Annotated in this window: 16 protein-coding genes and 1 riboswitch; of the genes, 5 read left to right on the top strand and 11 right to left on the bottom strand. The window is 51.9% G+C overall.

The annotated features are described in order from the left end of the window. Positions 1–71 precede the first annotated feature (71 nt). The 4 genes from GU926_RS08890 to metH all read right to left on the bottom strand — a co-directional run bounded on the left by GU926_RS08890 (position 72) and on the right by metH (position 7443). A complete protein-coding gene (locus GU926_RS08890) occupies positions 72–626 on the bottom strand; it encodes a hypothetical protein (protein WP_160691058.1) in 555 nt (184 codons plus the stop codon). Between the two features lie 246 nt (positions 627–872). After that, positions 873–1850: a hypothetical protein gene (locus tag GU926_RS08885; RefSeq protein WP_160691056.1), complete on the bottom strand. Its 978-nt coding sequence runs from the start codon at positions 1848–1850 to the stop codon at positions 873–875. Between the two features lie 191 nt (positions 1851–2041). Continuing rightward, on the bottom strand, positions 2042–2995 hold the full coding sequence (gene metF / locus GU926_RS08880) for a methylenetetrahydrofolate reductase [NAD(P)H] (protein ID WP_160691054.1): 954 nt from the start codon (positions 2993–2995) through the stop codon (positions 2042–2044). A gap of 302 nt (positions 2996–3297) precedes the next feature. Then, positions 3298–7443 carry a methionine synthase gene (gene metH / locus GU926_RS08875; protein ID WP_160691052.1) on the bottom strand — a complete coding sequence of 1382 codons (4146 nt, stop codon included), beginning with the start codon at positions 7441–7443 and terminating at the stop codon, positions 3298–3300. A gap of 83 nt (positions 7444–7526) precedes the next feature. Then, a riboswitch (SAM riboswitch) is annotated at positions 7527–7635 on the bottom strand. A gap of 296 nt (positions 7636–7931) precedes the next feature. Between metH and GU926_RS08870 the strand changes: the two genes are divergently transcribed. The 4 genes from GU926_RS08870 (at position 7932) to GU926_RS08855 (ending at position 10509) form a co-directional block, all read left to right on the top strand. Then, entirely contained in the window at positions 7932–8624 is a 693-nt protein-coding gene (locus GU926_RS08870; RefSeq protein WP_160691050.1) for an RNA polymerase sigma factor, read from the top strand. Between the two features lie 121 nt (positions 8625–8745). Beyond that, positions 8746–9291, top strand: a complete 546-nt coding sequence (locus GU926_RS08865) for a DUF4142 domain-containing protein (RefSeq protein ID WP_160691048.1) — start codon at positions 8746–8748, stop codon at positions 9289–9291. Then, a complete protein-coding gene (locus GU926_RS08860; protein WP_160691045.1) occupies positions 9288–9635 on the top strand; it encodes a cupredoxin domain-containing protein in 348 nt (115 codons plus the stop codon). The genes GU926_RS08865 and GU926_RS08860 overlap by 4 nt, the downstream gene beginning before the upstream one ends. A gap of 10 nt (positions 9636–9645) precedes the next feature. After that, the gene (locus tag GU926_RS08855) at positions 9646–10509 is read left to right on the top strand and encodes a cyanophycinase (RefSeq protein ID WP_160691043.1); all 864 of its coding nucleotides are present in this window, start codon (positions 9646–9648) and stop codon (positions 10507–10509) included. Positions 10510–11126: 617 nt separating this feature from the next. Here GU926_RS08855 and GU926_RS08850 read toward each other — a convergent pair. The 7 genes from GU926_RS08850 to GU926_RS08820 form a co-directional block, all read right to left on the bottom strand. Beyond that, positions 11127–11912 (bottom strand): SAM-dependent methyltransferase, encoded by a 786-nt coding sequence (locus tag GU926_RS08850; RefSeq protein ID WP_160691041.1) that lies wholly within the window; start codon positions 11910–11912, stop codon positions 11127–11129. A gap of 159 nt (positions 11913–12071) precedes the next feature. Further along, on the bottom strand, positions 12072–12737 hold the full coding sequence (locus GU926_RS08845; RefSeq protein ID WP_160691039.1) for an oxidoreductase: 666 nt from the start codon (positions 12735–12737) through the stop codon (positions 12072–12074). An 8-nt stretch (positions 12738–12745) separates the two neighbouring features. Then, positions 12746–15238 (bottom strand): DUF5916 domain-containing protein, encoded by a 2493-nt coding sequence (locus GU926_RS08840; RefSeq protein WP_160691037.1) that lies wholly within the window; start codon positions 15236–15238, stop codon positions 12746–12748. A gap of 35 nt (positions 15239–15273) precedes the next feature. After that, positions 15274–16110, bottom strand: coding sequence for a CvfB family protein (locus GU926_RS08835; protein ID WP_160694686.1), 837 nt, complete (start codon positions 16108–16110; stop codon positions 15274–15276). A gap of 128 nt (positions 16111–16238) precedes the next feature. Beyond that, on the bottom strand, positions 16239–17285 hold the full coding sequence (locus GU926_RS08830) for a PorP/SprF family type IX secretion system membrane protein (protein WP_160691035.1): 1047 nt from the start codon (positions 17283–17285) through the stop codon (positions 16239–16241). Next, positions 17285–20971, bottom strand: a complete 3687-nt coding sequence (locus tag GU926_RS18655; protein ID WP_160691033.1) for a PKD domain-containing protein — start codon at positions 20969–20971, stop codon at positions 17285–17287. Before GU926_RS18655 ends, GU926_RS08830 begins: the two co-directional genes overlap by 1 nt. A 308-nt stretch (positions 20972–21279) precedes the next feature. Next, entirely contained in the window at positions 21280–23226 is a 1947-nt protein-coding gene (locus tag GU926_RS08820; RefSeq protein ID WP_160691030.1) for a BamA/TamA family outer membrane protein, read from the bottom strand. Between the two features lie 191 nt (positions 23227–23417). Here GU926_RS08820 and GU926_RS08815 point away from each other — a divergent pair, with 191 nt between their 5' ends. After that, positions 23418–24683 carry a putative DNA modification/repair radical SAM protein gene (locus GU926_RS08815; RefSeq protein WP_160691027.1) on the top strand — a complete coding sequence of 422 codons (1266 nt, stop codon included), beginning with the start codon at positions 23418–23420 and terminating at the stop codon, positions 24681–24683. Positions 24684–24694 lie beyond the last annotated feature (11 nt).

Here is a 24694-nt window from a genome sequence, read left to right as displayed (position 1 = left end):
GCTTCCGGTCTCGTGTATGAGGCGTGCAAAACTTTAGTTTGTCTTATACACAATGTTGGGAAAAGCGATTCTTAATTCTTTGTATCTAACAAGCGGATTAAACCTAGAGCATTCTTAATTTTCTCTTCCTCTGATTCGTTCAAATGGCTATAGTCGTATTGGCTCGCTTCATATTTGGACACTATTTTGCCATTTTCTTTAACAAGTAAAAGAGACAGGGAGCCTTCACTTGGTCCAGCACTACAGATTTGTCTAAAAGAACCTTTCTCAATTTTTGTTATCAATTCCATTGCAACAAAAAAGTCCTGGCCAGTAAAAGAGGATTTATTTATAATGCCTGCATCGCTTATCCATAACTCTCCTGTCTTTGCATCCAACACTATTGCCGTTTGAGATTCGGAATCGTTAAAATACCTCCTGAAGAAGATCGTGCCGTCATTAATGCTATCCTTGAATATAGTGAAGGCTGGCTCAATGCTCTTTACTAACACATAAGGTTTTTCGTCAAATTCACTGCTAAATAGGCGGCAGTCATATTTGTTACTTACAACTGCATTTCTATTATGTTGTTGGGTTGCACAGCTTTGGAACAGGAGAGCCAAGAAAAATGCGAAGTGTTGTTTCATGTATTGTCTCTCTTCTGGCTTGATTTTTCCCCACTTCTCATTTTGCCCACCTACAGAATAAAAATTTTATTCGGCTTATCAGTTCAATATATGGAATAAACCCCCAGATTACAGCGGCGCTTAACGGATGACAGAATAAAATTAGGTGGCTACAAATGGGTGCAATGGAAGGCGCAATAAATCGTTTTTGGCCTGTTTTACGGGAAAATAGCCTAAAAATTGGGATATGGTAAAAAGGGAATGTGACTAATGCTTTCCAGGTTTTGATGGTTGCAGTAATTCTCTGTAATATTCAAACTTTACAAATTGCTTTCCCTTCTCAGCTTTATTCCCGTAAGTAATCATACTTAGTAGGTGCTGCTTGTTATAAGCATAAGATATTAAATCATTCCCATACCCATCTCCGTACTCCTCCAAGTCAGAAATATCCTTGTCTCCGCTTATTTCCTCCTTTACTTTTTTGCCTAGGCTGTTATAGCTAATTGTGGTAACCCTTAAAATTTTGCCTGTTAAATCAGTCAATTTTTCAGTTGTCGTTTTATTGGAGTTTACAACTATTGCTCTGGTTTTCAGCGTCCCGTCCTGATAGTTCTCTATTATTGTCTTATTCTTTTGTTGAATGTATTTCTTGGTGGATTTCCTAACTGAAGGAATATTTTGATTCTCTGCCAATTTCACTGAATTAGGCTCAAAGTATAACTTAGAGGTTAGACTGTCGAGGTCGTAGTTGATTGTCTCCTCTTCAAGGATATTCAACTTTGCGTCATACCTATACAGAATCACTGTCCTTGACTCAGGGCCGCTCTCGTTGAACCAAGTATTGGTGACGGTTTTTATCCTACCGCTGGAATAATAGTCGTAAGTGGTTATCCAAAATATCTTGTTAATGTCATGATAGGTTTTGTCCCAGTCTCTGATTGTCATTCCCCAATTTATCTGCTTGACAACCCTTCCCTTCGCATCAAAGTCAAAAGTGTATTTGCTGCTTAGAGTGTCCATGAAGTAGGATAGCGTCAAGTAATTTTGGTTTAAGGAATTGTATAGATGGTAATCCTCTACCCTGTAATCTCCTGAATCGTAGGTGGTGGTTACCTTAATTGTTTTATATCCGTCCACTCCATTTAGGTAGGCTCTGTTTAAATTGTAAGGAATATCCTCATCCTGTGCATAGGCACAAAGGTTTACGAAAAGTATAATTAGTAACGATAGCAGTTTCTTAATCATAATACTTAATGCAACCAACAACTGAATCAAGCAAAATATTCGGCTTATCAATATATGGGATAAAGCCCCAGATTGCAGCAACACATATCAGGTAGCTAGAATAAAATTAGAAGGCTACAAGTTAGTGCTTTTTGAAGAGGCTATAAATCCGTTTTCGGCCAGATTTCTGGAAAACAGGCCAAAAATGGCAATTAGAAAATGGCTCTGGCTACGGCGGCGGTAGCTTCAGACTTACTCATGGTATAAAAATGCAGACACGGCACCCCAAAATTCATCAACTCTTTGCACTGCTGGATGGTCCATTCAATGCCCACTTGCTTCACGTCTTGCGGTGTTTTGCAGGCCTCTACGGCATTTACCAAATCTTCTGGCAAGTCAATATTGAAGAAGCGCGGCAAAACCGTAAGCTGGTTGCAGGTGGTCAAGGGCTTGAGACCCGGAATGATAGGAACGGTAATACCCGCTTCACGGCAGGCAGTCACGAAGTCGCAGAACTTCTTGTTGTCAAAGAACATTTGCGTGATGATGTACTGGGCGCCCAAATCTACTTTCTGTTTGAGGTACTTGAGGTCAGTGGCCAGGTTGGGGGCCTCTACGTGTTTCTCTGGGTAACCGGCTACGCCAATGCAGAAATCTGTTGGGGTAGGGCTCTCCATTTCCTCATCCAGATACTGGCCATGGTTGAGTTGTACCACCTGCTGGATGAGGTCTGAGGCGTGCGCGTGCCCGTCTGTGTGCGGCCTGAAATGCGCCTCGGTTTTCACGGCATCGCCGCGAAGCAGAAGCACGTTGTCAATGCCCAGGAAGTTGAGGTCCATCAAGGCGTTCTCTGTGTCTTCCTTGCTGAAGCCCCCGCAGATGATGTGCGGCACCGTGTCCACCTTGTACTTGTTCATGATAGCCGAACAAATCCCCACGGTGCCCGGCCTTTTTCGGATGGTGATTTTCTCCAGCAGCCCGTTGCCGCGTTCTTTGAATACATATTCTTCGCGGTGATAGGTCACGTTGATGAACGGCGGATTGAATTCCATTAAAGGGTCAATACCTTCATAAATAGACTGGATGCTTTTCCCTTTCACAGGCGGAAGAATCTCAAAAGAAAATAGGGTAGAAGTGGCGTTTTGTAAATGCTCGGTTACTTTCATTGACGTAATGTCGGGTGCTGTTTTGCCTGTTGGCGTTTAGTTGTTCCTGTTCGCCCTAGGCGATGTAAAGAATGTCTTTAAGAGGTTTTGCCTCTAAGGAAGTTTCCTCATCAATCTCACCCAGTTGTCATCCTGAAAGGACCTTGTGGGTATTTGTAATAGCGTTTACTCAGGCGCTAAATTAGTTTGCTCACAAGTTCCTTTCAGGATGACAGGAAAGAGGGAAACCCTGAAAAGGAATAATGTGTTTACCTCTCTGTTTTTGGCCTGATTTCCTGAAAACAGGCCAAAAACGGAACCGCTTAGTAATTCAAATTCGGTGACAACCAGCGCTCGGTTTCCTCCACGGTCATGCCTTTGCGCTGGGCATAATCTGTCACCTGGTCCTTCTCAATCTTACCCAACCCGAAATACCGTGACTGCTTATGCGCGAAGTACAAGCCAGACACTGCTGCGGTGGGGTACATGGCCAGGCTTTCGGTTAAGGTGATGCCGGTGTGTTTCTCCACGTCTAGCAACTGGAACAGCGTGGTTTTCTCCGTGTGGTCTGGGCAGGCCGGATAACCCGGCGCCGGACGGATGCCTTGGTATTTCTCCTTAATCAGTTCCTCGTTGGTGAGGCTTTCTTCTGGCTCATAGGCCCACAATTCCTTGCGCACAATCTCATGCAGTTTCTCGGCGAAGGCCTCGGCCAGGCGGTCTGCCAACGCTTTGGCCATGATGCTGTGGTAGTCGTCGTGGTCGGCGGCGAATTCTTGAAGCAATTCCTCCAAGCCATGGCCTGTGGTTACCGCAAAGCCACCCACGTAGTCAGGTAAAGCAGTCTCCTTGGGTGCTACAAAATCTGCCAGCGCCAAGTTGGGAACACCCGGCCCTTTCTGTCCTTGCTGACGCAAAGAGCGGAAGGTGGTTAACACCTCGGTGCGTTGCTCATGGCCATACACTTCAATGTCATCTTCCCCGATGCTGTTAGCCGGAAAGAGACCCACAATGCCGTTGGCAATAAGCAGTTTCTCATCTACAATGCGCTTCAATAACGCCTGCGCATCTGCAAAAAGCTTGGTGGCTTCTGAACCAATGAGCGGGTCTTCCAGCAGTTTAGGGAAGCGGCCGTGCAACTCCCAAGTCTGGAAGAAAGGCGTCCAGTCAATGTAGGGCACCAACTCCTCCAGTGGGAAGCCTTTGAATACGGTCACGCCTGTTTTAGCGGGTTGGTAAATGTCCTCGGCTTTCCAGTCGATGGGCAGTTTGTTGGCGCGGGCCTGTGGCAGTGTGAGGTATTTTTTCTCCTTCTGGCGGCTCAGGTAGCCTTCGCGCATCTCATCATACTCCGCCTTCATGTCTTGCGCAAACTTCTCGCGGTTGTCGGGGCTCAGCAAAGAACCTACCACTGGCACACTGCGCGAAGCATCCAGTACGTGCACCACCGTGCCCTTGTAAGCCGGGGCAATCTTCACGGCCGTGTGCGCGCGCGAAGTAGTGGCTCCGCCAATGAGTAACGGCACGTTAAAGTTCTGGCGCTCCATCTCCCTGGCCACCGACACCATCTCATCCAGAGAAGGAGTAATCAAACCACTCAGGCCAATCACGTCTACATTCTCCTGGCGGGCAGTTTCTAGGATTTTATCTATTGGGGTCATCACGCCCAGGTCTATCACTTCATAGTTGTTGCAGGCCAAGACTACGCCCACAATGTTTTTTCCTATGTCGTGCACATCGCCTTTGACGGTGGCGAGGAGGATTTTGCCGGCGAACCGGGAGGCCCCACTCCCCTGCCCCCTCCCCCGTGGAGAGGGGGTGTCCGCTGGTGTGTTTTGAGGAGATAATGGTTCTAGTTGAAGGGTCTGCTTGATTTTTTCTAAAACCAGTGGTGTTTCCTGCAGTATTTCTTCATTAGTGAAGCGGAGAACCCGGTAACCTAGGCTGTTAAGGACTTCAGAGCGAAGAGCGTCATATTCTTGTTGTTTAGTATGATATTCTCCATCAACTTCTATGACTAGCATCTTTCTGATGCAGACAAAGTCAGCAATAAATTCATGTATGGGGTGTTGCCTTCTGAATTTATGACCTTCTAGCTTCTTTCCTCTAAGCTCTGGCCATAAGATATCTTCAGCTACGGTTGGGTTCTTCCGGCCATCACGACTAAAATTCAAAAGCGCTTCCCACTTCTTCGGATCAGCTCTAAAAACATGCTCGCCTAAAAGAGAGCCGAGGGGCTGGGGGTGGGGCTCTAACGCCGCCACTCTTGCCTTCTCCTCCTCAATAAACGGCAACAGATAGGCCACGGCCTTTTTCATGACGCGCGCACTTTTCACCACTTGCGGCAGAAACATTTTTCCTTCCTGGAACAAGTCGCCCACCACGTTCATGCCATCCATCAACGGGCCTTCAATCACTTCCAGCGGCTTCTGGAACAGGTGACGGGCTTCTTCTACGTCCTGGTCAATGTATTCCACCAGGCCTTTCACCAGCGCGTGCGTCAGACGCTTCTGCACCGGCTCACTGCGCCAGGCCTCATCCCGGACAATCTCTTTGCCTTTGTTTTTTACCGTTTCAGCGAAATCTACCAAGCGCTCGGTGGCATCTGGACGGCGGTTCAAGATTACATCCTCTACGCGCTCCAGCAGATCCTTCGGGATTTGCTCGTAGACTTCCAGCATTCCCGCGTTGACAATACCCATGTCCAGACCGGCTTTGATGGCGTGGTACAAAAACACAGAGTGCATGGCCTCGCGCACGGGGTCATTGCCCCTGAACGAGAAAGAAATGTTGCTCACGCCGCCGCTTACTTTACAGCCCGGCAGGTTTTCTTTAATCCAGCGGGTGGCGTTGATGAAGTCTACGGCGTAGTTGTTGTGCTCTTCCATGCCCGTGGCCACCGTTAAGATGTTCGGGTCAAAGATGATGTCCTGCGGCGGGAAGCCTACTTCTTTTGTTAATATGTTATAAGCACGCTGGCAGATTTGTATGCGGCGTTCGTAGTTGTCGGCTTGGCCTTCTTCGTCAAAAGCCATCACCACCACGGCGGCCCCGTAACTGCGCACCTTGCGAGCGATTTCCTTGAACTGGGCTTCGCCTTCTTTGAGGGAGATGGAGTTGACAATGGCTTTTCCTTGCACGCACTTCAGACCGGCTTCAATCACGCTCCACTTAGAGGAGTCAATCATGATGGGCACGCGGGCGATGTCTGGTTCTGAGGCGATAAGGTTGAGGAAGGTGGTCATGGCGGCTTCGGAGTCCAGCAGACCTTCGTCCATGTTCACGTCTATGATTTGGGCACCGTTTTCTACCTGCCCGCGGGCGATGGCCAGGGCTTCTTCATACTGGCCGTTTACAATAAGGCGCTTGAATTGCTTGGAGCCGGTGATGTTGGTTCGTTCGCCGATGTTGACGAAGTTGGAGCCTTCAAAGACGGTGAGGGGTTCCAAGCCGGAGTAGGTGGGAACGGCCGGTAATTCCGGGAGGGGACGCGGTGAGAATTCTTGGGCAATCTGGGCAATGACTTTGATGTGCGGCGGCGTAGTGCCACAACAACCACCCACAATGTTCACGAAGTTGTTTTCTAAATAATCCCGTATGTGCTCGCCCATCTGCTCAGGCGTCTCATCATAGGCCCCAAACGCGTTTGGCAAACCAGCATTCGGGTAGGCACTGATTCTGAATTTAGACGCTTTGTCCAAAGACTGCAAGTGCGGACGCAACTGCTTCGCGCCCAAGGCGCAATTAAAGCCCACACTCAATAACGGCATGTGCGACACCGAGTACAAAAACGCCTCTACCGTTTGCCCAGAAAGGGTACGGCCGCTGGCATCTGTGATGGTACCAGACACCATGATAGGCAGACGCTTGCCCGTCTGCTGGCTGTATTGGTCAATGGCGAACAAAGCCGCCTTGGCATTCAAGGTATCAAAGATGGTTTCCACCAATAGCACATCTACGCCGCCGTCTACCAAGCCTCTAATCTGCTCAGTGTACGCCTCTACTAAATCATCAAAGGTGATGGCGCGGTAGCCAGGGTTGTTTACGTCTGGTGAAAGAGAGGCAGTACGGTTGGTAGGGCCCATGGCGCCGGCCACAAAACGCGGTTTGTCTGGGGTCTTCGCGGTCCACTCATCGGCCGCTTCACGGGCTACGCGGGCAGATTCAAAATTGAGTTCGTAGACCAAATCCTCCATCTGGTAATCGGCCATGGCAATGGAGGTGCCGCTGAACGTGTTGGTCTCCGCTATATCGGCGCCGGCCTCAAAGTACTGGCTGTGTATTTCTTTGATGATGTGCGGCTGCGTGAGGGAAAGCAAATCATTGTTGCCCTTTACATCTGTGGGATGGTCTTTAAAACGCTCACCGCGGTAGTCCTCTTCTTGGAGGTTGTAGCGTTGAATCATGGTGCCCATGGCACCGTCTAAGACTAAAATTCGTTTTTGTACTTCTTCCTCTATGCGCGTCATCTCTTTCTGGGTTCACCGTGGGTATGGTTACGTATACAGAAAGCGCGGAGGAAAGTGGCGGGCGGGCGGGCAGGAAATTCCGTCACTCATCTCCCCCAGCACGCCAAGCGAACTGGGTAGGAAGTAGCACCCAACTGAATTGGGTTGCTAAGACATCACAGGGCCTAATCCCTCCGTCTTTCTGGATAAGTGTTGCAAATGTAAGCGCCGGCGTGTCATTCTCCAAATTGGATTATTGCTGATTTTTCATTGCTGACTGTTGGAAGGCGTTTTTGGGCTATTTCCTGGAAAACAAGCAAAAAACGGAGCTAAGAGAGTATTTGCCAAAAGTCTCTAGGCTGGTCTATGAAAGCACAGGCTCCAAAGCCATCAATGTTCCGGTCTTTTTCTTAGATGAAGGCCAATTAAAAACGTACTACAGAATGCCCTCCCATACCGCGTGAGTACCTGCTTTTCCTGCGCTTTCATCACATTCAAATTCTTCCGGCATGGAAACTTCCTCCAAAACCAAAGACCAGATCACGCACGCTTCCTTGTACTCAGATGCTGAGGTAGTGGAGCGGGTGTTGCACGGCGAGAAGGAATTGTACGAGGTGCTCATGCGCCGTCATAACCAGAAGCTGTACCGGGCCATCAGATCGTACTTGCAGGAGGTGGCAGACGCCGAAGATGCCATGCAGGACACCTATTTGCTAGCCTATGAACGGCTGGCTCAGCTCAAAAACCATCTTTTCTTCTCTACCTGGCTCATCAGGATAGGGATCAACGTGGCGCTGGGCAAGTTGCGTGACCAGAAGAAGCTAATGGCCAATGCTGTAGAACCTGGTATGTTGGTAGATTTAGCCACTACCTATCTGCAGGCGGTCAACTATTTGAGCCCTGAGCAAAACATCATTCGGCAGGAGATCAAGCAGGAACTGGAAGCAGCCATTGACAGGATTCCAGAGAAATACAGGATTGTGTACATTCTAAGGGAAGTAGAGGGAATGAGCCTGCAAGAAGTAGTACATTGTCTGGACATCTCTGAAAGCAACACCAGGGTACGTCTGCACAGGGCTAAAGAAATGCTAAAAACGAGCCTGGGCAGCCTGTTTGACCAATCCACTGCCTATGCGTTTGGCTCTACCCACTGCGATGAGCTGGTAGAACGGGTTATGCAGCGGATCCTAGTCAGTCAATAGTCATTCCCGCTTGTCAGTTTCCTGGGTTGCTGGTTTCTGGTCGTCTTAAAGATTCAGATGAAATTTTGTAACGGCTTAAGGGCAGGTGCATCTAATAAGAAACCATTAATCTATAACGACCATGAAAACACTGAAAACAACATTTTCCGGCGCTTTGGGCTTTCTGTTCTGCGCCCTGTTTAGCCACGCTGCGCTTGCGCAAGGTACTACCCAACTGTCTGATGCAGAGGTAGCCTCTGTGGCGGTGACTGCCAACAAAATAGACATTGAGTTTGCCCAAGTGGCCCAGGAGAAATCCAAGAACAAAGAGATCCTGCAGTTTGCCCAGACCATGACCAATGACCATACCGCCGTAATAAACCAGGCTGTGGCCTTGGTGCAGAAACTGGGCGTTACCCCCGTGGAGCATGCCGTGGGCAAACAACTCCTGGCAGAGGCAGAGAAAACCAAGCAAGACCTTCGGGCCAAATCTGGGGCGGCCTTTGACAAAGCCTACATTGACAATGAGGTGGCCTACCACAAGTCTGTAATCTCTGCGGTGCAGGATCTCTTGATTCCAGAGTCTGACAACGCAGACCTGAGAGGTTTTCTGGAGTCTGTGGTTCCGGCCCTTAAAGCGCACCTGGAACATGCTGAGATGGTGCAGAAACACTTCCATAAGAAATGAGAAGGTCGGCTAACTGGCGCGCCAAAGCGGTCTACGGCCTGTTCCTGCTCTTCTTGTTCATGGCGGTGGGGACCAGGCCGCGTATGCTTGCTCAGGTCACGCACACGGTAGAGATCAGTCAGATGAAGTTCTCTCCCGGCAGCCTCTCCGTCAAGAAAGGCGACAAGGTGGTGTTTGTCAACAAGGACGTGGTCACGCATAATGTCACAGAAACCTCAAAGAACGCCTGGCAGTCTCCGGCGCTGGCCAGCGGCCAATCCTGGACCCTGGTGGCTTCAAAAAGTGTGGCCTATTACTGCAGTTTCCACCCGGTCATGAAAGGGAGCCTTACGGTACATGAGTAAGCAGACGCGTATGCAAAAGCCCAAAGGGAAAATAGTGGCCATTGGCGGCAACGAGGACAAGGGCACCTATCCCAGTCCTGCCGAGGAGCATTTGCAGACGCATCTTCGGTTCTTTGACCATGGCATTCTCAAACGCATTCATGACGAGCTGCATGGCCTGGGCACCCGCATTGAGGTTATCACCTCGGCCTCCCATATTCCAGAGCAGATGGGCCAGCTTTACCTAGATGCGTTTCTGAAGCTGGGATGTGACAACGTGGGAGTCTTGTACATGCAACACTCAGACACCGCTCAGGACGACTATTTTCTGGAAAGGATCAAAAAGGCCGACGGGCTCATGTTCACCGGCGGAGACCAGCGCCGCATCTCAGAGGTTTTTCTGGGGTCGCCGGCGCTGGAACTCTTGAAACAGCGCTACCAGCAGGAGGAGAAGTTTCTCATCTCGGGGACCAGTGCCGGGGCCATGGCGCTTTCTAAGATCATGATTGAGGAGTCACGGGATGACAATGCCCTGGTTAAGGGAATGGTGCGTCTGCAAGAGGGCATGGGGCTGCTGGAAGACCTGGTCATTGACACCCACTTTGTCAACCGACGGCGCATGCCTCGCCTGATAGAAGCCATCTCGGCGTACCCGTCACACGTGGGCATTGGGCTGGGAGAGGACACCGGCATTTTGATTAGAGAGAACGAGTGCATTGAAACCATCGGCTCTGGCTTGGTAGTGGTCATTGATGGCCGACACCTGGAGGAGAACAACTTCACCCAGATAGAGCAGGGAGAGCCTCTGTGCCTGGAACACCTGCTGCTGCACGTGCTGCCCAAAGGTAGGCGCTACAATCTGGTCACCGGGGAGTTCATGGATGAGGTTAGATGATGTGAAATGAGGTGACTGTATTTCAGGAAAAGAGACTAGCAACGAAAATTCCACCTATCCCAAAACCGATTGCTGTGGTATATGCGGTTGCCTATGGGCTAGTTTGTGGTGGGCGTATAGCAAAATCAATATTCCCACTTCGCCTACTCATAGTCATTGCCTTGCCAAGCAGCCGTTTTGTTTAGACCTTAATCTTAACTCTGCCAATGGTCGTTTTTGGGCTGTTTTCCAGAAAAGAGGCTAAAAACGAAAAGCCAAGGACCGTTCTCCCCTTGGAGTGAAGTTGGAACGGGTATACAATGAAAAAGCCTGCGCGAGGGCAGGCTTTTCAAGTAGGTTCGGGGAAGCATCAGGTGATGTGCCTCACGGTTAGTGGGCCGTCAGGCAACAAGAATAGGCCGTCCTGGTGCGCATGAAAAAATGGCTTAAAATCAATGCTCACCGTTGTCAGCGTTTCCGCTATGTGATATTCCAAACCTACAATATCATGAATGACAGCTTCTTAGAGAGGGTCATTTTATAATCGTCAGGATACTGTATTTATTATAGGTAGCAGCAGAGAATTTACTGCTAAAAACTAGGTCTGCTTCGTCTAAGCTAACTTTTGCGCTTGCAAGTTAGCTTTTTTTGTAAGACTGCAGGTAGGCATTTTTGTCGGTGCGCTGGCCCACCAGCCGGAAGAAGCTGATTGTTTGCTGATTATCTTTTTTGAGCGCCCGGGCAAACGGGTCTTTTTTTTGACCATGCTCCTCAAAGTCCTTCACATACTGCTCCTTGATGAGCTGGGCGGCCGGGAGCAGCTCTGCAGTGGTCACTTCTACCAAGCCAGTCTTCTCCCAGAGCTTCTTCCACCAGGGTATGGAGTGGATGTAGTACCAGTAATCCTGGTAGTCTTCCTGCAGAAAATCCGGGACCTGGTCCAGCGTCTCAATCTCCTCCAGAAAGCAAACGTCCACCACGCCAATGTAGCCGTCGGGCTTCAGGAACTTGCAGATGTAGGGTAGGTACTTGTCATCCGTGCCAAAGTAGGTGTACGAGTCAATGACCAGCACCACGTCAAAGAATTCCTGCGGAAAGGGCAGGGACCGGGCATCTGCCTGAATGGGGAATACCTGGTTCTCTAAGTTCTCTTCCAGTATGCGCTTGTAATTGTCTGTTGCAGAGATGGCCTCATCTACCGCCCATACCTGCACCCCAAACTCCTTGGCCAGAAAGATAGAACTGATGGCCTTGCCGCAGCCCAAGTCCAACACGCGCATGCCCTTCTTGAGCGGAATCTGAGCCGTAATGCTCTCCAGGTTGAAAAGCACGTTCTCGCCCATGGAATGGGTACGCACCCAATGAGGGTCATATTGCACACTGCGCGGAAAGAGGTGTTTAAACTGATGCTCAGCAGACGCCATGGGTAGAAATTAAGAAGTAGAAGTTTTCTTAATACTCTAATCTCTGCCTCGGGTTTTAGAAAAAATCGTAGCTGGGTGGCAATAATGTGCTTCTTACTTTAGCCGTTTTTAGCCTCTTTTCCAGAAAACAAGCCAAAAACAACAATCAGCAATCAACCATTAGGCTGCGTATTGCTGCATTTGCTCAGAAGGGTGTACCAGCACGCCACCGCCGTCTTGTTTGGCAGCTTCCAGCATGGCTTTGGCTACGGTTTTGGCTTGAATGGGCCTGTACTTGCGCAGAGGGCCGCGCAGCAGGAACCCAAACCAGCGCATGGCGACGGCGGCCATAGTCTCACCCGTTCGTTTCTCCTGGCGGTTGCCCAAAAGCAAAGACGGCTGGAAAATGTGCACGGCGGTGAAGGGCAGCGCTTTCACGGCCTGCTCCATTTCGCCTTTGGTGTGGTTATAGAAAATATGCGACTCTGGGTCTGCGTCCAAGGCAGAGACTACCAGAAACTGCGTGGCGAAGTTCTTGGCGGTGATTTTGGCCAGGTTCACCACGTAATGCAAGTCCACCTTCCGGAAGTTTTCCTTAGAGCCCGCCTTTTTGATGGTGGTACCCAGGCAGCAGTACACGTCATCTGCCACCAGGCTTTGCTGCACCTTGGTCAGGTCATTGAAGTCTACCACCAGCTGCTTTAGCTTTGGATGTTCTTGGTGCAGGGGGCGCCTGCCAATGGAGATGACCTTGCTGTATCTGGGGTCATTCAGTAGCAGTTGCAGGCAGTGGCTGCCCACCAACCCACTGGCACCTGCAATGAGGGCGGTTTTGGCAGATTCCATAGAGTCCGTTATTTTTTGAGGGCTTGTTTTATCACCAGGTAGTCCAGATAATATAACAGCTTAACGGAGAAGCTATTTAATTGGTTAGCGTGCAGGGTATTGTTGAAATTCCTGAAATAGTTTGTGTGCGTAGGCACCAGATCATCGTAAATGGCATTCTTCCAGACAATGCTCATCTCACTGCCCGGGGCAAACCGCCAGCTGTACACCACGTCTATGTTGAAGGCGTTGAAGTTGCGGTTAGCGCTGGACGGGCTTTCAGCCATGTTAGTGTATGCACTCATGTTGCCGTCTTCCTGCAGTAAGAAATACTCATGATAAGAGGCGTTGGAATAATAGTGACGGGCGTTAATATTCAAGGCCGTGCGGGCATTGAATATGTAAGACCCAGTGAGGCTGTTCTCAATGGTTTTCACGGTGCGTCGGCCAAAGACGATGTCTTTTTGCCCGTTTCCACTGGTTAGGTTCTTTACAAAACCAAAGCTGTTTAAATTTTCATTGTAGCCGGTTCTGTAAACGAGCATCAGGTGGTCACTCACGCGCACTCTGGGGCTTACATTCACCCAATAGGTCTTCTGGTCATATTCTCCTGAGATGAAAATGCCGCCGTTTACATCCAGGGCAAACCTTTTGCGGTAATCAGAGGAAATATAGCCGCTGTACTCTGCGCCGCCGGGCTGTCTCCATTTACGGTTTGGTACGCCGTTCTCATAAGACCTGGGTTCAAAGTAGTCATAGTTGTTGTGCGGCAGAAACGCGAGGGTATAGCCAAAAGCCAGGAAGTTCTTGGTAGTGGCGTTGGTCTCAATAAAGTAAACTATCTGAGAAAAAGCTGCTGGCTTGTACAACATGCGATGCTGGATGCCCACGGCGTTGTAGAGGTTGTTCAACTTCCAGAAGGGCTTGTAGATGTTATACCGTACGTTGGCTTTGTTGTCAATGCTGTTGTTGTTGCTCAGGTAGCCCAGGTCATTGATGTCATAGGTGTGGTTCTTGACGCTATGCTCTGCCGTAAACTGAAAGTTGCCGCTGGTCTTGCCAAACCAGGCGTTATAGGTGTAGCCCAGGTCTACCTTTTCCTGCGAGGGCTCTGTGTTTTTAAAATACTTCTGGCTCAGGTTAAACTGCCCGCCGCCAGTATAGCTGTTCTTTTTGTTGGAGAACTTGGCCAGCACCCCAGACACGTTGGCGTTGTAATAGCCATGGCCCCTGGTCACATTGGTGTTGGTGAAGGTGATGTAAGAACTGTTGGGCAGGCTTTGGTCCAGCACCAGCACGTTGTAGTTGGTCACCGGATCCGTTAATACTTCAAACTCCTCACCGATTTCCTCGCTGCGCAGGGTAGCATAAGTGTTTTTGGTCACGGCGTTGAAGACGCCAATGCCCAAGCCCTTGTTTGTTCGCCCAGAAACCTTTGTAGCGTTAACCAGGCTGGCCTTGTCTGGGTTTTCTATCACAGAAATGGTTTCGCCGTACCGCTGTTTGTCATAGGGCAGGCTGAAGTATTCTATTGGCGTGGTGCCAATGCGCCTGGAGTAGAAAAGACCGGCTTTGTTAAAGAGTTCTGTCCCTTCTGTAAAGAACTGCCGATTTTCATTGAAGCGCACCTCAAACGGAGAGAGGTTCAGTACTTGGGCGTCTGACTGCGTCTGCCCGAAGTCCGGGACCAAGGTCATGTCCAGGGTGAAGGCGTCGTTGATACCGTATTTCACGTCCATGCCGCCGTTCACACTCATTTCCACCTTGTCTTTGCCGGCTTCATTATGCGTGGCGTACCCAGAGATGTAGGGCATTAAAGAGAGACGTAACGGAGACTTGATGTTAGAGATGCCTTCTACCTGGCCAAACTGATTCACGAACCCTTGTACGGAGCTGTCCACGAAGTTCCAGAAGGCATCCTCGCGGTAGCGGCGTATGCCCCGCCAGAAGTTAATGCCCCAGGTTTGTACCTCCTTATTAGGGAAACGGATGGCGGAATACGGAATCCGGATCTCCACGGACCAGCCTTTGTCATGGCGGGCCACGGCGCTCTGCCACACGGCGTCCCAGGCGCGGTCATCGCCGTTGCTGGTCAGCTTAAAATCGGTCTGCACGCCAGAGGTGGCCACCTCAAACCCGAAAGCGTTCTGTTTGTCTAAATACGTGTCAAAGTATACGCCAAACATGTCTGCGTTCACCTGGCCGCCGTCACGGGCGCTTAACTGGGTAAGGATAGAGTCTGGGGCGGTGTCAAAGAGCATGGCGCTCACGTACACGGCGGCATCGTCATAGAGCATGCGCACCTCGGTGCGCTGCTTGGAGGGAGCTCCCAAGTTAGGAACGTTCTGTATGAAGTCTGAGGCCACGGGTGCCTGCTGCCATATTTCCTCGTCTGGTAGGCCGTCTAGCTTAGGGGGCGTCTGCGTGCGGGCGGCGGTTATTTTCTTGGTAACTTTGGGCGCCTGCGCCTGACAATACAGGGCGCTGCAGATAAAAAGAGAAAGTAGACAGACGTATTTCATTGGGCAATGGTAATGGCAAAAGGGATGGGCAAGCGCTAGTTCTTGGGAGAAAGACTCACGCTGTCTGGCAATAGTTGCACGTCTCCTCTTTTATATAAGGCACCAATCGCTTTTTTAAAGGTCTTCTTGCTCATGCCCAAGGTCTGGTAGATCAGCTCTGGGCTGCTCTTGTCAGTGAGGGATAGGGTGCCACCCTCTGCCTTAAGCTTGGCTAGAATGGCTTCGGCGGCTTCCAGGGCCTCATCATAGCTTTGTTTTTGCAGGCTCACATCCAGGCGGTTGTCTTTCCGTACTTTTTTCACGAAGCCTTGAGTATATTCTCCAGATTGCAGCGGTTTGAAGATTTCGTTGCGGTAGAGCATGCCCAGAAAACCGTTGTTTACCATCACTTGGTAGCCCAGGGCCTTCTCCGGGCCAATCAGAATCTGCACCTCTTCACCTTCCTGCGGAGGCATGTCATCATAATTAAGAAAGGGAGCCAGTTTGGTAGAGCCCACCAACCGGTCAGAAGATTCGTCTAAGTACACGTACACCAGCGCCCATTGGCCCACGTGCAAGGGCTCATGCTGGTTCTGGTACGGCACAAACAAATCCTTCTCCAGGCCCCACTCCATAAATGCCCCAAAATTGCTGATGTCTTTCACCTGCAAACAGGCAAACTGGTCTACCTTGGCTTTGGGTTCTAGCGTGGTGGCAATGAGGCGGTCTTCAGAGTCACGGTATACAAAGACGGTGATCATGTCACCCACGTGCACGCCCTCCGGAATGTACTTGCGCGGCAACAGCACGTCTCCATCCTCAGAGCCCAGATAATAGCCGTGGTCCAGTTCTCTCAGAATTTCAAGGTAGTTGTAGTCGCCTAGGTGCAGCATGCCGTCCAAAAATGTATGGTTATTTGAACAAAGGTAGAAATTCTAAGCGGCACCTTGGATAGACGGCGCAAACTTTGTGCAAAGCCTTCGTTTTTGGGCTGTTTTCCAGAAAACAGCCCAAAAACGAACTACCAGTACTGGGAAGGGGAGAAGACGCCTCGGGTGTTGCGGAGCATGAGGCCCAGCACTACCTCGTGGCTGCCGTGGCTCACGGTACCGAGCGCGCTGGTGGTGAAGTCGTAGGCGTAGCCCAGGTGCAGGCGCTGTTTCAATTGAAAGCCCGCCATGGCCACCGCCGCGTCATGATGCCGGTAGGTGCCGCCCAGCCAGAACTGGTCCCGGTAGTATACCTTGGCGGTGGCGTCAAAAGACAGCGGGCTGGGGCTGGCGTACTTGAGCACCAGGGAGGGCAGCACGCTGAACTGCCGGCCCGCCGCGAACCGGTAGCCGCCGTGCGCGAAGAGGTGGCGCTGCTGGCTGGCCGGCGTCTGGCCCGGCCCCGAGGCCCGGAAGCTGAACGGAGCGGGCAGGATCTGCGCCAATGACACGCCCGCGTAGAAGCGGTCGCCGTAGGCCATGAGGCCCACGCCCAGGTTGGGCCGGGTCTTGCGGTAGTCGTTGGCGCTGGTCACCGGGTCGCCGGGGTTGGTGAAGGAGAGGTGCTCCCAGTTGAGGCCGTACTGCGTGACGCCCGCCGCTATGCCTGCGGCCAGCTTGACGTTGGCGCTGAGCGGCAGGTGGTAGGCGTAGAGGAGCTGGGCATCGGTGCGCTTGAGGCCGGCGGCCTGGTCCACCTGGATAAGCGCGCCCAGCCCGTGGTGGGCGCGGGTCTTCTGCAGGGTGCTCTTGTGCTGGGGCTTCCACTGGGCGCGGCTCTTGGTTTTGGAAAAGGACTGCGGCCTGAACGTGGTGGGCGTGCTGTTGTAGTCCAGCTTGCCAAGCGACATGTGGCCGCTCAGGTAGTAGGAGGTGGGCGCGCCCTCCAGCCCCACCCACTGGTTGCGGTACCCGGCACGCACGTCCAGATAGTTGTCGGTGCCGGAGATGGCTGGGTTTAGGAGAAGCGGATTGAGCGTGTACTGGCTGTAGTGCGGAATCTGCTGGGCACGGCTTTCTACCATAAGCAGTAACACCAATGCCAGCACAAGCGATACTTTTCTGAATAGCTTTTCCATTAGCGCAGGATAGTTAAAGACCCAGAGAACTTAGGACGCCCGTTGTGCGGGTTGATGATGAAGTAGTAGGCGCCCACCGGCAGGTCCACCCCGTTGCGCCTGCCGTCCCAGGGCACGGGGTAGCCGTGGGCGGTGTAGACAAGCTCTCCCCAGCGGTTGTAGACCTCCATGCTCAGGTTAGGGTAGTCCTCCACGCCGGGAATCTCCCAGGTGTCGTTCACGCCGTCGCCGTTGGGTGAGAAGGCCTTCGGGATCTTGAGTTTCTTAAGCACCGTCACCAGCACGCTGTCCACGTTGGGGCAGCCCGCCGCTGAGAGCACGTTCAGGTAGTATTGGGTGGTGACCAGCGGCGTGGCCACCGGGTTGCCAGTGTTGGTGTTGCTCAGGCTGGTGCCCGGCGTCCATCTCAGGCTGCCTTCCCCAGTGCCGGCCAGGGTGGTACTCTCACCTTCCACCAAAACCACGTCTTTGCCAGCGTCTGCCTTAGGCGTGGGCCTGAACTTGATTTCCATTTCGTCAAAAACATTGACACAGGGGCTGTTGCTGGCCGTCCAGCGCAGCACGTAGGTCTCGTTCATTATGCCCGTGAAGGTGGCCTTGGGTGAGGTTGCATCAGAGAAGTTTCCGCCGGCGCCACTAGTCACGGTCCATTTCCCGGCGGCGGGTTTGGTTACATTGGCAGACAGGGTGGTAGTGGTCTTGCCGCAGATCAGCTGGTCGGGGCCGGCGGTGGCCACGGGCGTAGGCGTGATGACGATTTGCTTGGTGACGGTGCTGGCGCAGCCTTTGTCTGAGGTGACGGTGAGCCGGACGGCGTAGGTGCCTGGGTTGGTGTACTTGTGGCTGGCCTTCTGTTGCGTAGAGCTGGTGCCGTCCCCAAAATCCCAGGCCCACTTGGTGAGCCTGCCGCCCGAGAGGCTGGTCATGTCCTGGAACGTGACCGCGTCTGCCTGGCAGCCCACCGTGGGAGAGAAGTCCGCGCGCGGAGTGGGGTAGACGGTGAAGGTCTTGGTGAAGGTTTCTTCGCAGGAGTTGGCCGCCTTCACCACCAGAGTCACTGAGTAGGTGCCGGGCGCAGTATATTTGTGGCTCGGGTTCTGCTCCGTGGAGGTTTTTCCATCCCCAAAGGCCCAGTCATAGGAAAGGGCGCCGTTGCCGTTGGCCGTAGAGGTGTTGGTGAACTGGGCTGCCTCGCCCTCGCAGACGTTGGCCGTGGTGAATCCGGCCACGGGGTTGGGTACGACGGTGATCTGCTTGGTGAGAGAATCTGTGCAAACAATGCCCGACCAGACGCGCAGCTTCACTTGGTAGGTGCCTGCGGCTGCATATTGGTGTTTAGGGTTTCGGTCATCGGAGAATTGTCCGTCTCCGAAGGTCCAGCGCCAGCGCACAATGTTCCCAAAGGCGATTTTGCTGGCGTCTGTGAACTGCACGCCCTGCTTCTGGCAGAAGGAGGAGGCGCTTAAGTCCGGCTCGGGCACGGCGCCGCTCACGGTGTAGGTGTTGGAGGCCGTTGCCACGCAGCCCTTGTCTGAAGTGGCGGTGAGCTTGACGGTGTAGACTCCCTCTGCCGCGTAGCGGTGGCGCGGGTGACGCTCCGTGGAGGTCTTGCCGTCCCCGAACTCCCACAAGTAGGAGAGGGTGCCCAAGGCGATGCGGGAGGTGTTCTGGAAGACCGCATCGTCCTTGATGCAAATATCAGGTAGGTTGAACTCAGCGATGGGTTGGTGGTTGACGGTCACCGAAAGCTGGGTGGAGTCTACACAACCTTTGTCTGAGGTTACCTTCATCTTTACCAAATAGGTGCCGGGCGCGGCGTACAAATGCTTGGGCGAGGCGGCCGTAGTCAGGGCAGAACCATCGCCAAAATCCCAGGCCCACTGCGTAATGCTTCCCTGGGCCACGGTGCTTTGGTCTGTGAACATCATTTGTTGTTGGTCACAAACCGCTGGTGCGCTGAATTTGGCCTTGGGCGGGGCATAAATGGTGATCACCTTTTGAATTTCATTGATGCAGAGCGCCTGCGTTGCCACCATCAGAGTTACGGTGTAGGTGCCCGGCGTCTTGAACTGGTGCAGTGGGTTTTGTTCTCTGGATTTGGTGCCGTCCCCAAAGTTCCAGTACCACTCTTTCAAGACCTCGCCGGTAGTCACGTTGGTGGCATCTGTGAACTGCGTGCTTTCATTGGTGCAGACCGTGTTGTAAGTAAAATCTGCCTGCGGGTTGTTGTGTACCTCTACCTCAATGTAGGTAGAGTCCTGTGAGTCACAGTCGTTTCCGTTGGACTTGGTGGTAACCAAGGATACCGTATAGGTGCCGGGTTTAGGAAACGTATGCGAAGGATTTTGCTCAGTTGAGGTGGCGCCATCTCCAAAATACCACTTCCAGGCCAGCGGGTTGTAGATGGCAAAGCCTTTGAACTTGATGTTGCGGCTATCACAGACAGAATCTGACAGCACCGTAATGTTCTGCACCAGGTTGTTCACGTTGGCCCCCGCCGAGTACCCATATGATTCTACCTGCCCAAACCCGTACGCCACCGCATTGAACCCGCTGTCTGCCTTGAGCGCGTGGTTTCCCTGTTGTACCGTGTTCTGGGAATAGGCAAACTGTGGATTGGCGGGAATAGGCGTGAACGGCACCTTTTTGCCGTCCATCAGAAACGTGGCCGTGTCCTGCGCCTTCATGGTCACGTTGATGTAGTGCCTGGAAATCTGGAAGTCTTTGGAGGAGTACAGCGTAATGTCTTTTAGGGTCTGTTCAACAGGATTGACCAAGGTCATCTCGGGGTCTGCCTGCACGTTGTCACAAGACTGGGTTTTAGCGTATTGCGCAAACAGAATGGGCTTATCTGAGGAAACGAAATTGGGTGTGCTGCTCTCAAATTCATGGAACTGCCCCTTGTTTTTGGTTACTGGCGTGCCGTTGATACTAATGGTAGTATTGTCCTCAGAAGCCAGAACTCTAAATACATCCCCAGCCAAGCGACTTTTGAAGGGCGCGGTCACAAAGTTCTTGCCCCAGGCACTCACCGGGTACAGTTGCTGGTAGAGGTTGTCGCCGCTCACCACGGCCGGGCAGTTTAAAGGCACGGCCGTCCAGGCGCTGCCAGAGAAAACCGCAATGCGCTTGCAGGAACCCAGGCCTGTGTCAATGGATTCCACCTTGGTGCCCGTTAGGTCCTGAAAGGTGCGTACCTGGTAGACTTCGCCTTTCATGAGGGGCCTTTCTGGGGAGAATGCCACACCAGCGGGTTTGCCGTCTAAGGTAGGCACGGTAGGCGTGATTTCAATGGTGGTATTGTCTTCCAGGGCTACCACCATCAATTGCGACGAGGCCCGGCCGGGGTCTGTGGGGTATAAGAGCTGGTCATAGCTGATGGCGTAGTAAGACCGGCCCAAAGTGTTGGTAGGCAAGACCAGCGTAGCCGCCGACTTGTTGGTGTAGTAGATATGAGAATAGACCACCACCGGCACATCTGAGGTGACATGGATGGCCTTGGCTTCAATGACTTCTGAGGTGCCCACATACGCCTGCGCCACGCTAATGGGAATGACCGTCACCTGGTTGGCCGTCACAGAATAAGTAGATGGAGTATTCTGGCCCACGGCCACCGTCACTTGGGCGTTTCGGTCTGAGGTGACGTAGAGGTTCATTCTGGAGTTGGTACCCTCAAAATGCGCCATGTAACCCAGCCAGAAATCACGCCCCTTGTTAGACGTGCTTTGCCCCTGACTGTTGCTTGCCAAAAGGAGCAGCAAAGCCCAAAAAAGCAGAAAGAACGGTGTGTGTAAACGTTTTACCATACGGTGCGCAAAAAAAGGCAGCAACCGGGTGCAGAATCTCTGGCCTTCAGGAAGTTGCTTTGAACGAGGTGGAGATAAAGCTAAGGAAATTAATGAGAATTCAGCGCGCCCGCAATACCTGATAGATGGCAACTACAGAAGGATAGCCCATTTTTGGCCTCTTTTCCAGAAAATAGCCTAAAAACGGCTTACCTGAACTCCGTGATCAAGGGTTGGGTAAAGCGCAGGTCATTGAAGTCATAATACGGACGGGAGCTTCTGAAAAACTTGAAGTCGGTTTGGTTGTCAATGGGTACCCGAGGGTAATAGCCTGCCAGAATCTGAATGGTGCTGAAGGGTAAATATTCGTTCCGGAACCGGAAGCCCATGCCAAAACCCGTGTATGGCTTTTCTGAAAAAGGAGAGGCGTCCTTCTTGTCCGTGATCCAGGCCAGATCGGCGAAGCCCACCACCGCCAGCCTGAACCCAAACACGGTCACCGGCGCAAAGAAGTTGGTCTCATAGTTCAAGACAAATTTGCGGTACCCACGCACCGTCTCAGACCTAAACCCCCTGATGCCGTCTTCCTGGTTAATGTGCAGGGCAAACAAATCTGGGCGGCGCAGGCCAATCTGGGTTCTGTTCCAGAGAAAATGACGCCAGCGCCAGCGGTTGAGCTTGTAGAGCGGCGTAAAATACAAGGCCTCAGAGGTGAGCACGCCCTGTTCCCAAGCGTCCTGGTACCGGTAGCTGCCATACTCAATGCCGCCGTACAGATACCCAAAGTTGGGACGGTACTTGCCAAACGCGGCCTTGGTGCCAAAGTACAGGCGGTTTTTGGCAGAGCCGTCTTCAAAGCCTGCCGTCACCGCCAATAGATTACCCGCCGGAATATCCTCTGTTCTACCAAAACCAAACAGGTACTGGTCTTTGTAATACCTCCTGAAACTGTAACCCAGGCCAGACAGGTACAACCTGGCACTTTGGATGGTAGGGCCGGTGCCTTGCGTGTATTGCACGTTCATGACCCGCAGGGCGGTAATAAGGCGGCCCGGGTTGTCCTGGCCCAGGTCATAGGACTTGAGGCGGAAGGCGCGGCCCACCCACACATCCTGGATGTTGTAATCCAAGGGTTTGTAGAGGATGGCGGCCGGCGCGGGAACGGGGTCCGTGTCATACACCTCGGGCTCATAAAAGTCTTTTTGCAGGGTCTGGTACCAGAAAATGGAAGCCCCGCCGGCGTATTTGGTGTTGGTGGAGTAAAAATCGCGCTGAAAAGAGATGCCCTGCTGTTTGTAGGTGTACTCATTGCGGTAGATCAACTGGGCCGAGATGTAGGAGCGGTAGAGGTTCTCTATCACGTAGCTCCCCTGGAACAGCCAGCCCTGCGGGTCATCCATCCCAAACCGGCCCACGGTGCGTATCTGGTGCCCTAATCCCATAAAGTTCATGTCCCGCAAAGCCAGCCGGGTGCCCGAGGTGCTTACAGACCCAGAACCACTCAGGCTGAAGATGTCTTTGGTGATGACCGTGACGTCTACGCTGTCCTGGGTGGAGGTGGCTTCATTGACCAGAACGCGCGCATCTACTATATAGTCCGTCTGGCGCAACAGACGCTCTGACTCAGAAAGGGCCAATGGCTCCAGAATCTTGCCCTTCTGAAACAGCAGCTTGTTGCGCAGCAGCCGGGGCTTGGACCTGGAGTGCAGGGCGTTGCCAAACTTCTCCAGCCCATTGTCTGGTACTTGCAAGGTGTCATTGATGTTGTAGCCGAAGGCATCCATTCTCACAAAATGGATTTTGCGCACCACCTTGTAATTATGCTGATCCTGGTCTTGGGGGAGAAGCTCTGCGTCTACGGGGCCTTCCAGTTTGCGCGGTTTAAAAACCACCAACGCTCTGATGGCTCTGCCAAAAATGGTTTTGCGCTGGCTCATGCGCCGCAAAAAATCCAGGAACCGCTTTTGGTGGATAGAGTCTTTGGCAACCGTGTCTACAGGAGCTATAACGGGCGAGGGGACAAAGGAGGTATCTGGCACCACCACCTGGGCGCAGGCCATGGGTGAGCCATAAAGCCACAGCCAAGAAAACAGTAGAAAGATTGTGGCAACTCTAAGGGTCTGCAAAAGACCGGTGCCGGGTCTGTTAGCGTTCATGCCCAATGATCCATCCTTCTAAAGTACGCAAAAATCATCCATATCTGGCATAGAAGCTATATATGCTAATTTTTTTAGCGTTATAAACATATGAACATCAGCTTGTGGAAAACAAAAGCTAAAAATATTAGTTATAAAAGCGAGTGGTTAGTATCTTGCTAACGCATTCAGGAGAAGATAAACCCACACAGATGCAGAACACTATCATTGAAAAGCTAAGCATTTTGGCAGACTCGGCTAAGTACGACGTCTCTTGCTCTTCTAGCGGCGGTAAACGCAAAAACGAAGGCAAAGGATTAGGCAACGCCGAAGGAATGGGCATTTGCCACAGCTACACCGAGGATGGCCGTTGCGTGTCTCTGCTCAAAATCCTGCTGACCAACTTCTGCATTTTTGACTGTGCCTACTGCGTGTCTAGAAAGAGCAATGACGTGAAGCGCGTGGGGTTCACCGTGCAAGAGGTAGTGGATTTAACCATCAACTTCTACCGTCGCAATTACATTGAAGGTCTGTTTCTGAGTTCTGGTATTTTCAAGGACTCTGACTATACCATGGAGCGCTTGGTGCGCATTGCCAAGAAGCTGCGCCTGGAGCACAACTTCAATGGGTACATCCACCTCAAGACTATTCCAGGGGCTAGCGAAGAACTCATCAAAGAAGCCGGTAAATATGCCGACAGGCTGAGTGTGAACATTGAGCTTCCTTCTGAACTGAGCCTGCAGACCTTGGCGCCTGAGAAGAACTACCAAGAAATTCTCACGCCCATGGGAAACATCAAAGACCAGTTGGTTTTGGTGAAGGAAGAGAAAAAGCTGTTCAAGTCCACGCCGTCGTTCGCGCCAGCCGGACAAAGCACGCAATTGATAGTGGGTGCCACGCCCGAGAGTGACCGTCAAATCCTGGCCTTGTCCAGTGGCTTGTACAAGAACTTTGAGTTAAAGCGGGTCTATTATTCTGGCTACGTGCCCGTGGTGACAGACAGCCGCCTGCCTATCATCAGCACGCCGCCCATTATCAGAGAGAACCGGTTGTATCAGGCAGATTGGCTCATGCGCTTGTATGGTTTTGATGCCAAGGAGTTGCTGGATGAACAAAACCCTAACCTGGATTTGCAGATTGACCCTAAGTTGGCTTGGGCGTTGCGCAACCGGCACGTGTTTCCTTTAGAGATTAACACGGCAGACTATGAGATGATTGTCCGGGTGCCGGGCATTGGATTGAAGTCAGCCAAAAAGATAGTGGCGGCCCGCCGCTTTGCCTACCTCAGTTGGGAGAACCTGAAACAGATTGGAGTAGTCATTAAACGGGCCAAGTATTTTATCACCTGCGGAGGGCGCAGTTTGGAGACGAGAGAATGGGACGAGGAAGCCATCCGAAGAAGAATCCTTTTCGGGGAAAAGGGAGACAGAAACGGTCTGTGGGGAAGTCAGCTGGATTTGTTTCAGCAGGCCAGCTGAGCCGCCGCCAC

This window comes from Nibribacter ruber (assembly GCF_009913235.1).
GTDB lineage: Bacteria > Bacteroidota > Bacteroidia > Cytophagales > Hymenobacteraceae > Nibribacter > Nibribacter ruber.
The sequence above is the reverse complement of the archived record's forward strand: the minus strand, read 5'-3'. Positions and strand labels throughout refer to the sequence as shown.

Coding starts and splice junctions, on each gene's coding strand:
- GU926_RS08860 (WP_160691045.1), top strand. CDS start 9,288: ATGAGAAGGTCGGCTAACTGGCGCGCCAAAGCGGTCTACGGCCTGTTC.
- GU926_RS08850 (WP_160691041.1), bottom strand. CDS start 11,912: ATGGCGTCTGCTGAGCATCAGTTTAAACACCTCTTTCCGCGCAGTGTG.
- GU926_RS08835 (WP_160694686.1), bottom strand. CDS start 16,110: ATGCTGCACCTAGGCGACTACAACTACCTTGAAATTCTGAGAGAACTG.
- GU926_RS08870 (WP_160691050.1), top strand. CDS start 7,932: ATGGAAACTTCCTCCAAAACCAAAGACCAGATCACGCACGCTTCCTTG.
- GU926_RS08865 (WP_160691048.1), top strand. CDS start 8,746: ATGAAAACACTGAAAACAACATTTTCCGGCGCTTTGGGCTTTCTGTTC.
- GU926_RS08830 (WP_160691035.1), bottom strand. CDS start 17,285: ATGGAAAAGCTATTCAGAAAAGTATCGCTTGTGCTGGCATTGGTGTTA.
- metH (WP_160691052.1), bottom strand. CDS start 7,443: ATGACGCGCATAGAGGAAGAAGTACAAAAACGAATTTTAGTCTTAGAC.
- GU926_RS08815 (WP_160691027.1), top strand. CDS start 23,418: ATGCAGAACACTATCATTGAAAAGCTAAGCATTTTGGCAGACTCGGCT.
- GU926_RS08845 (WP_160691039.1), bottom strand. CDS start 12,737: ATGGAATCTGCCAAAACCGCCCTCATTGCAGGTGCCAGTGGGTTGGTG.
- GU926_RS08885 (WP_160691056.1), bottom strand. CDS start 1,850: ATGATTAAGAAACTGCTATCGTTACTAATTATACTTTTCGTAAACCTT.
- GU926_RS08840 (WP_160691037.1), bottom strand. CDS start 15,238: ATGAAATACGTCTGTCTACTTTCTCTTTTTATCTGCAGCGCCCTGTAT.
- GU926_RS08890 (WP_160691058.1), bottom strand. CDS start 626: ATGAAACAACACTTCGCATTTTTCTTGGCTCTCCTGTTCCAAAGCTGT.
- GU926_RS08820 (WP_160691030.1), bottom strand. CDS start 23,226: ATGAACGCTAACAGACCCGGCACCGGTCTTTTGCAGACCCTTAGAGTT.
- GU926_RS08855 (WP_160691043.1), top strand. CDS start 9,646: ATGCAAAAGCCCAAAGGGAAAATAGTGGCCATTGGCGGCAACGAGGAC.
- GU926_RS18655 (WP_160691033.1), bottom strand. CDS start 20,971: ATGGCGCATTTTGAGGGTACCAACTCCAGAATGAACCTCTACGTCACC.
- metF (WP_160691054.1), bottom strand. CDS start 2,995: ATGAAAGTAACCGAGCATTTACAAAACGCCACTTCTACCCTATTTTCT.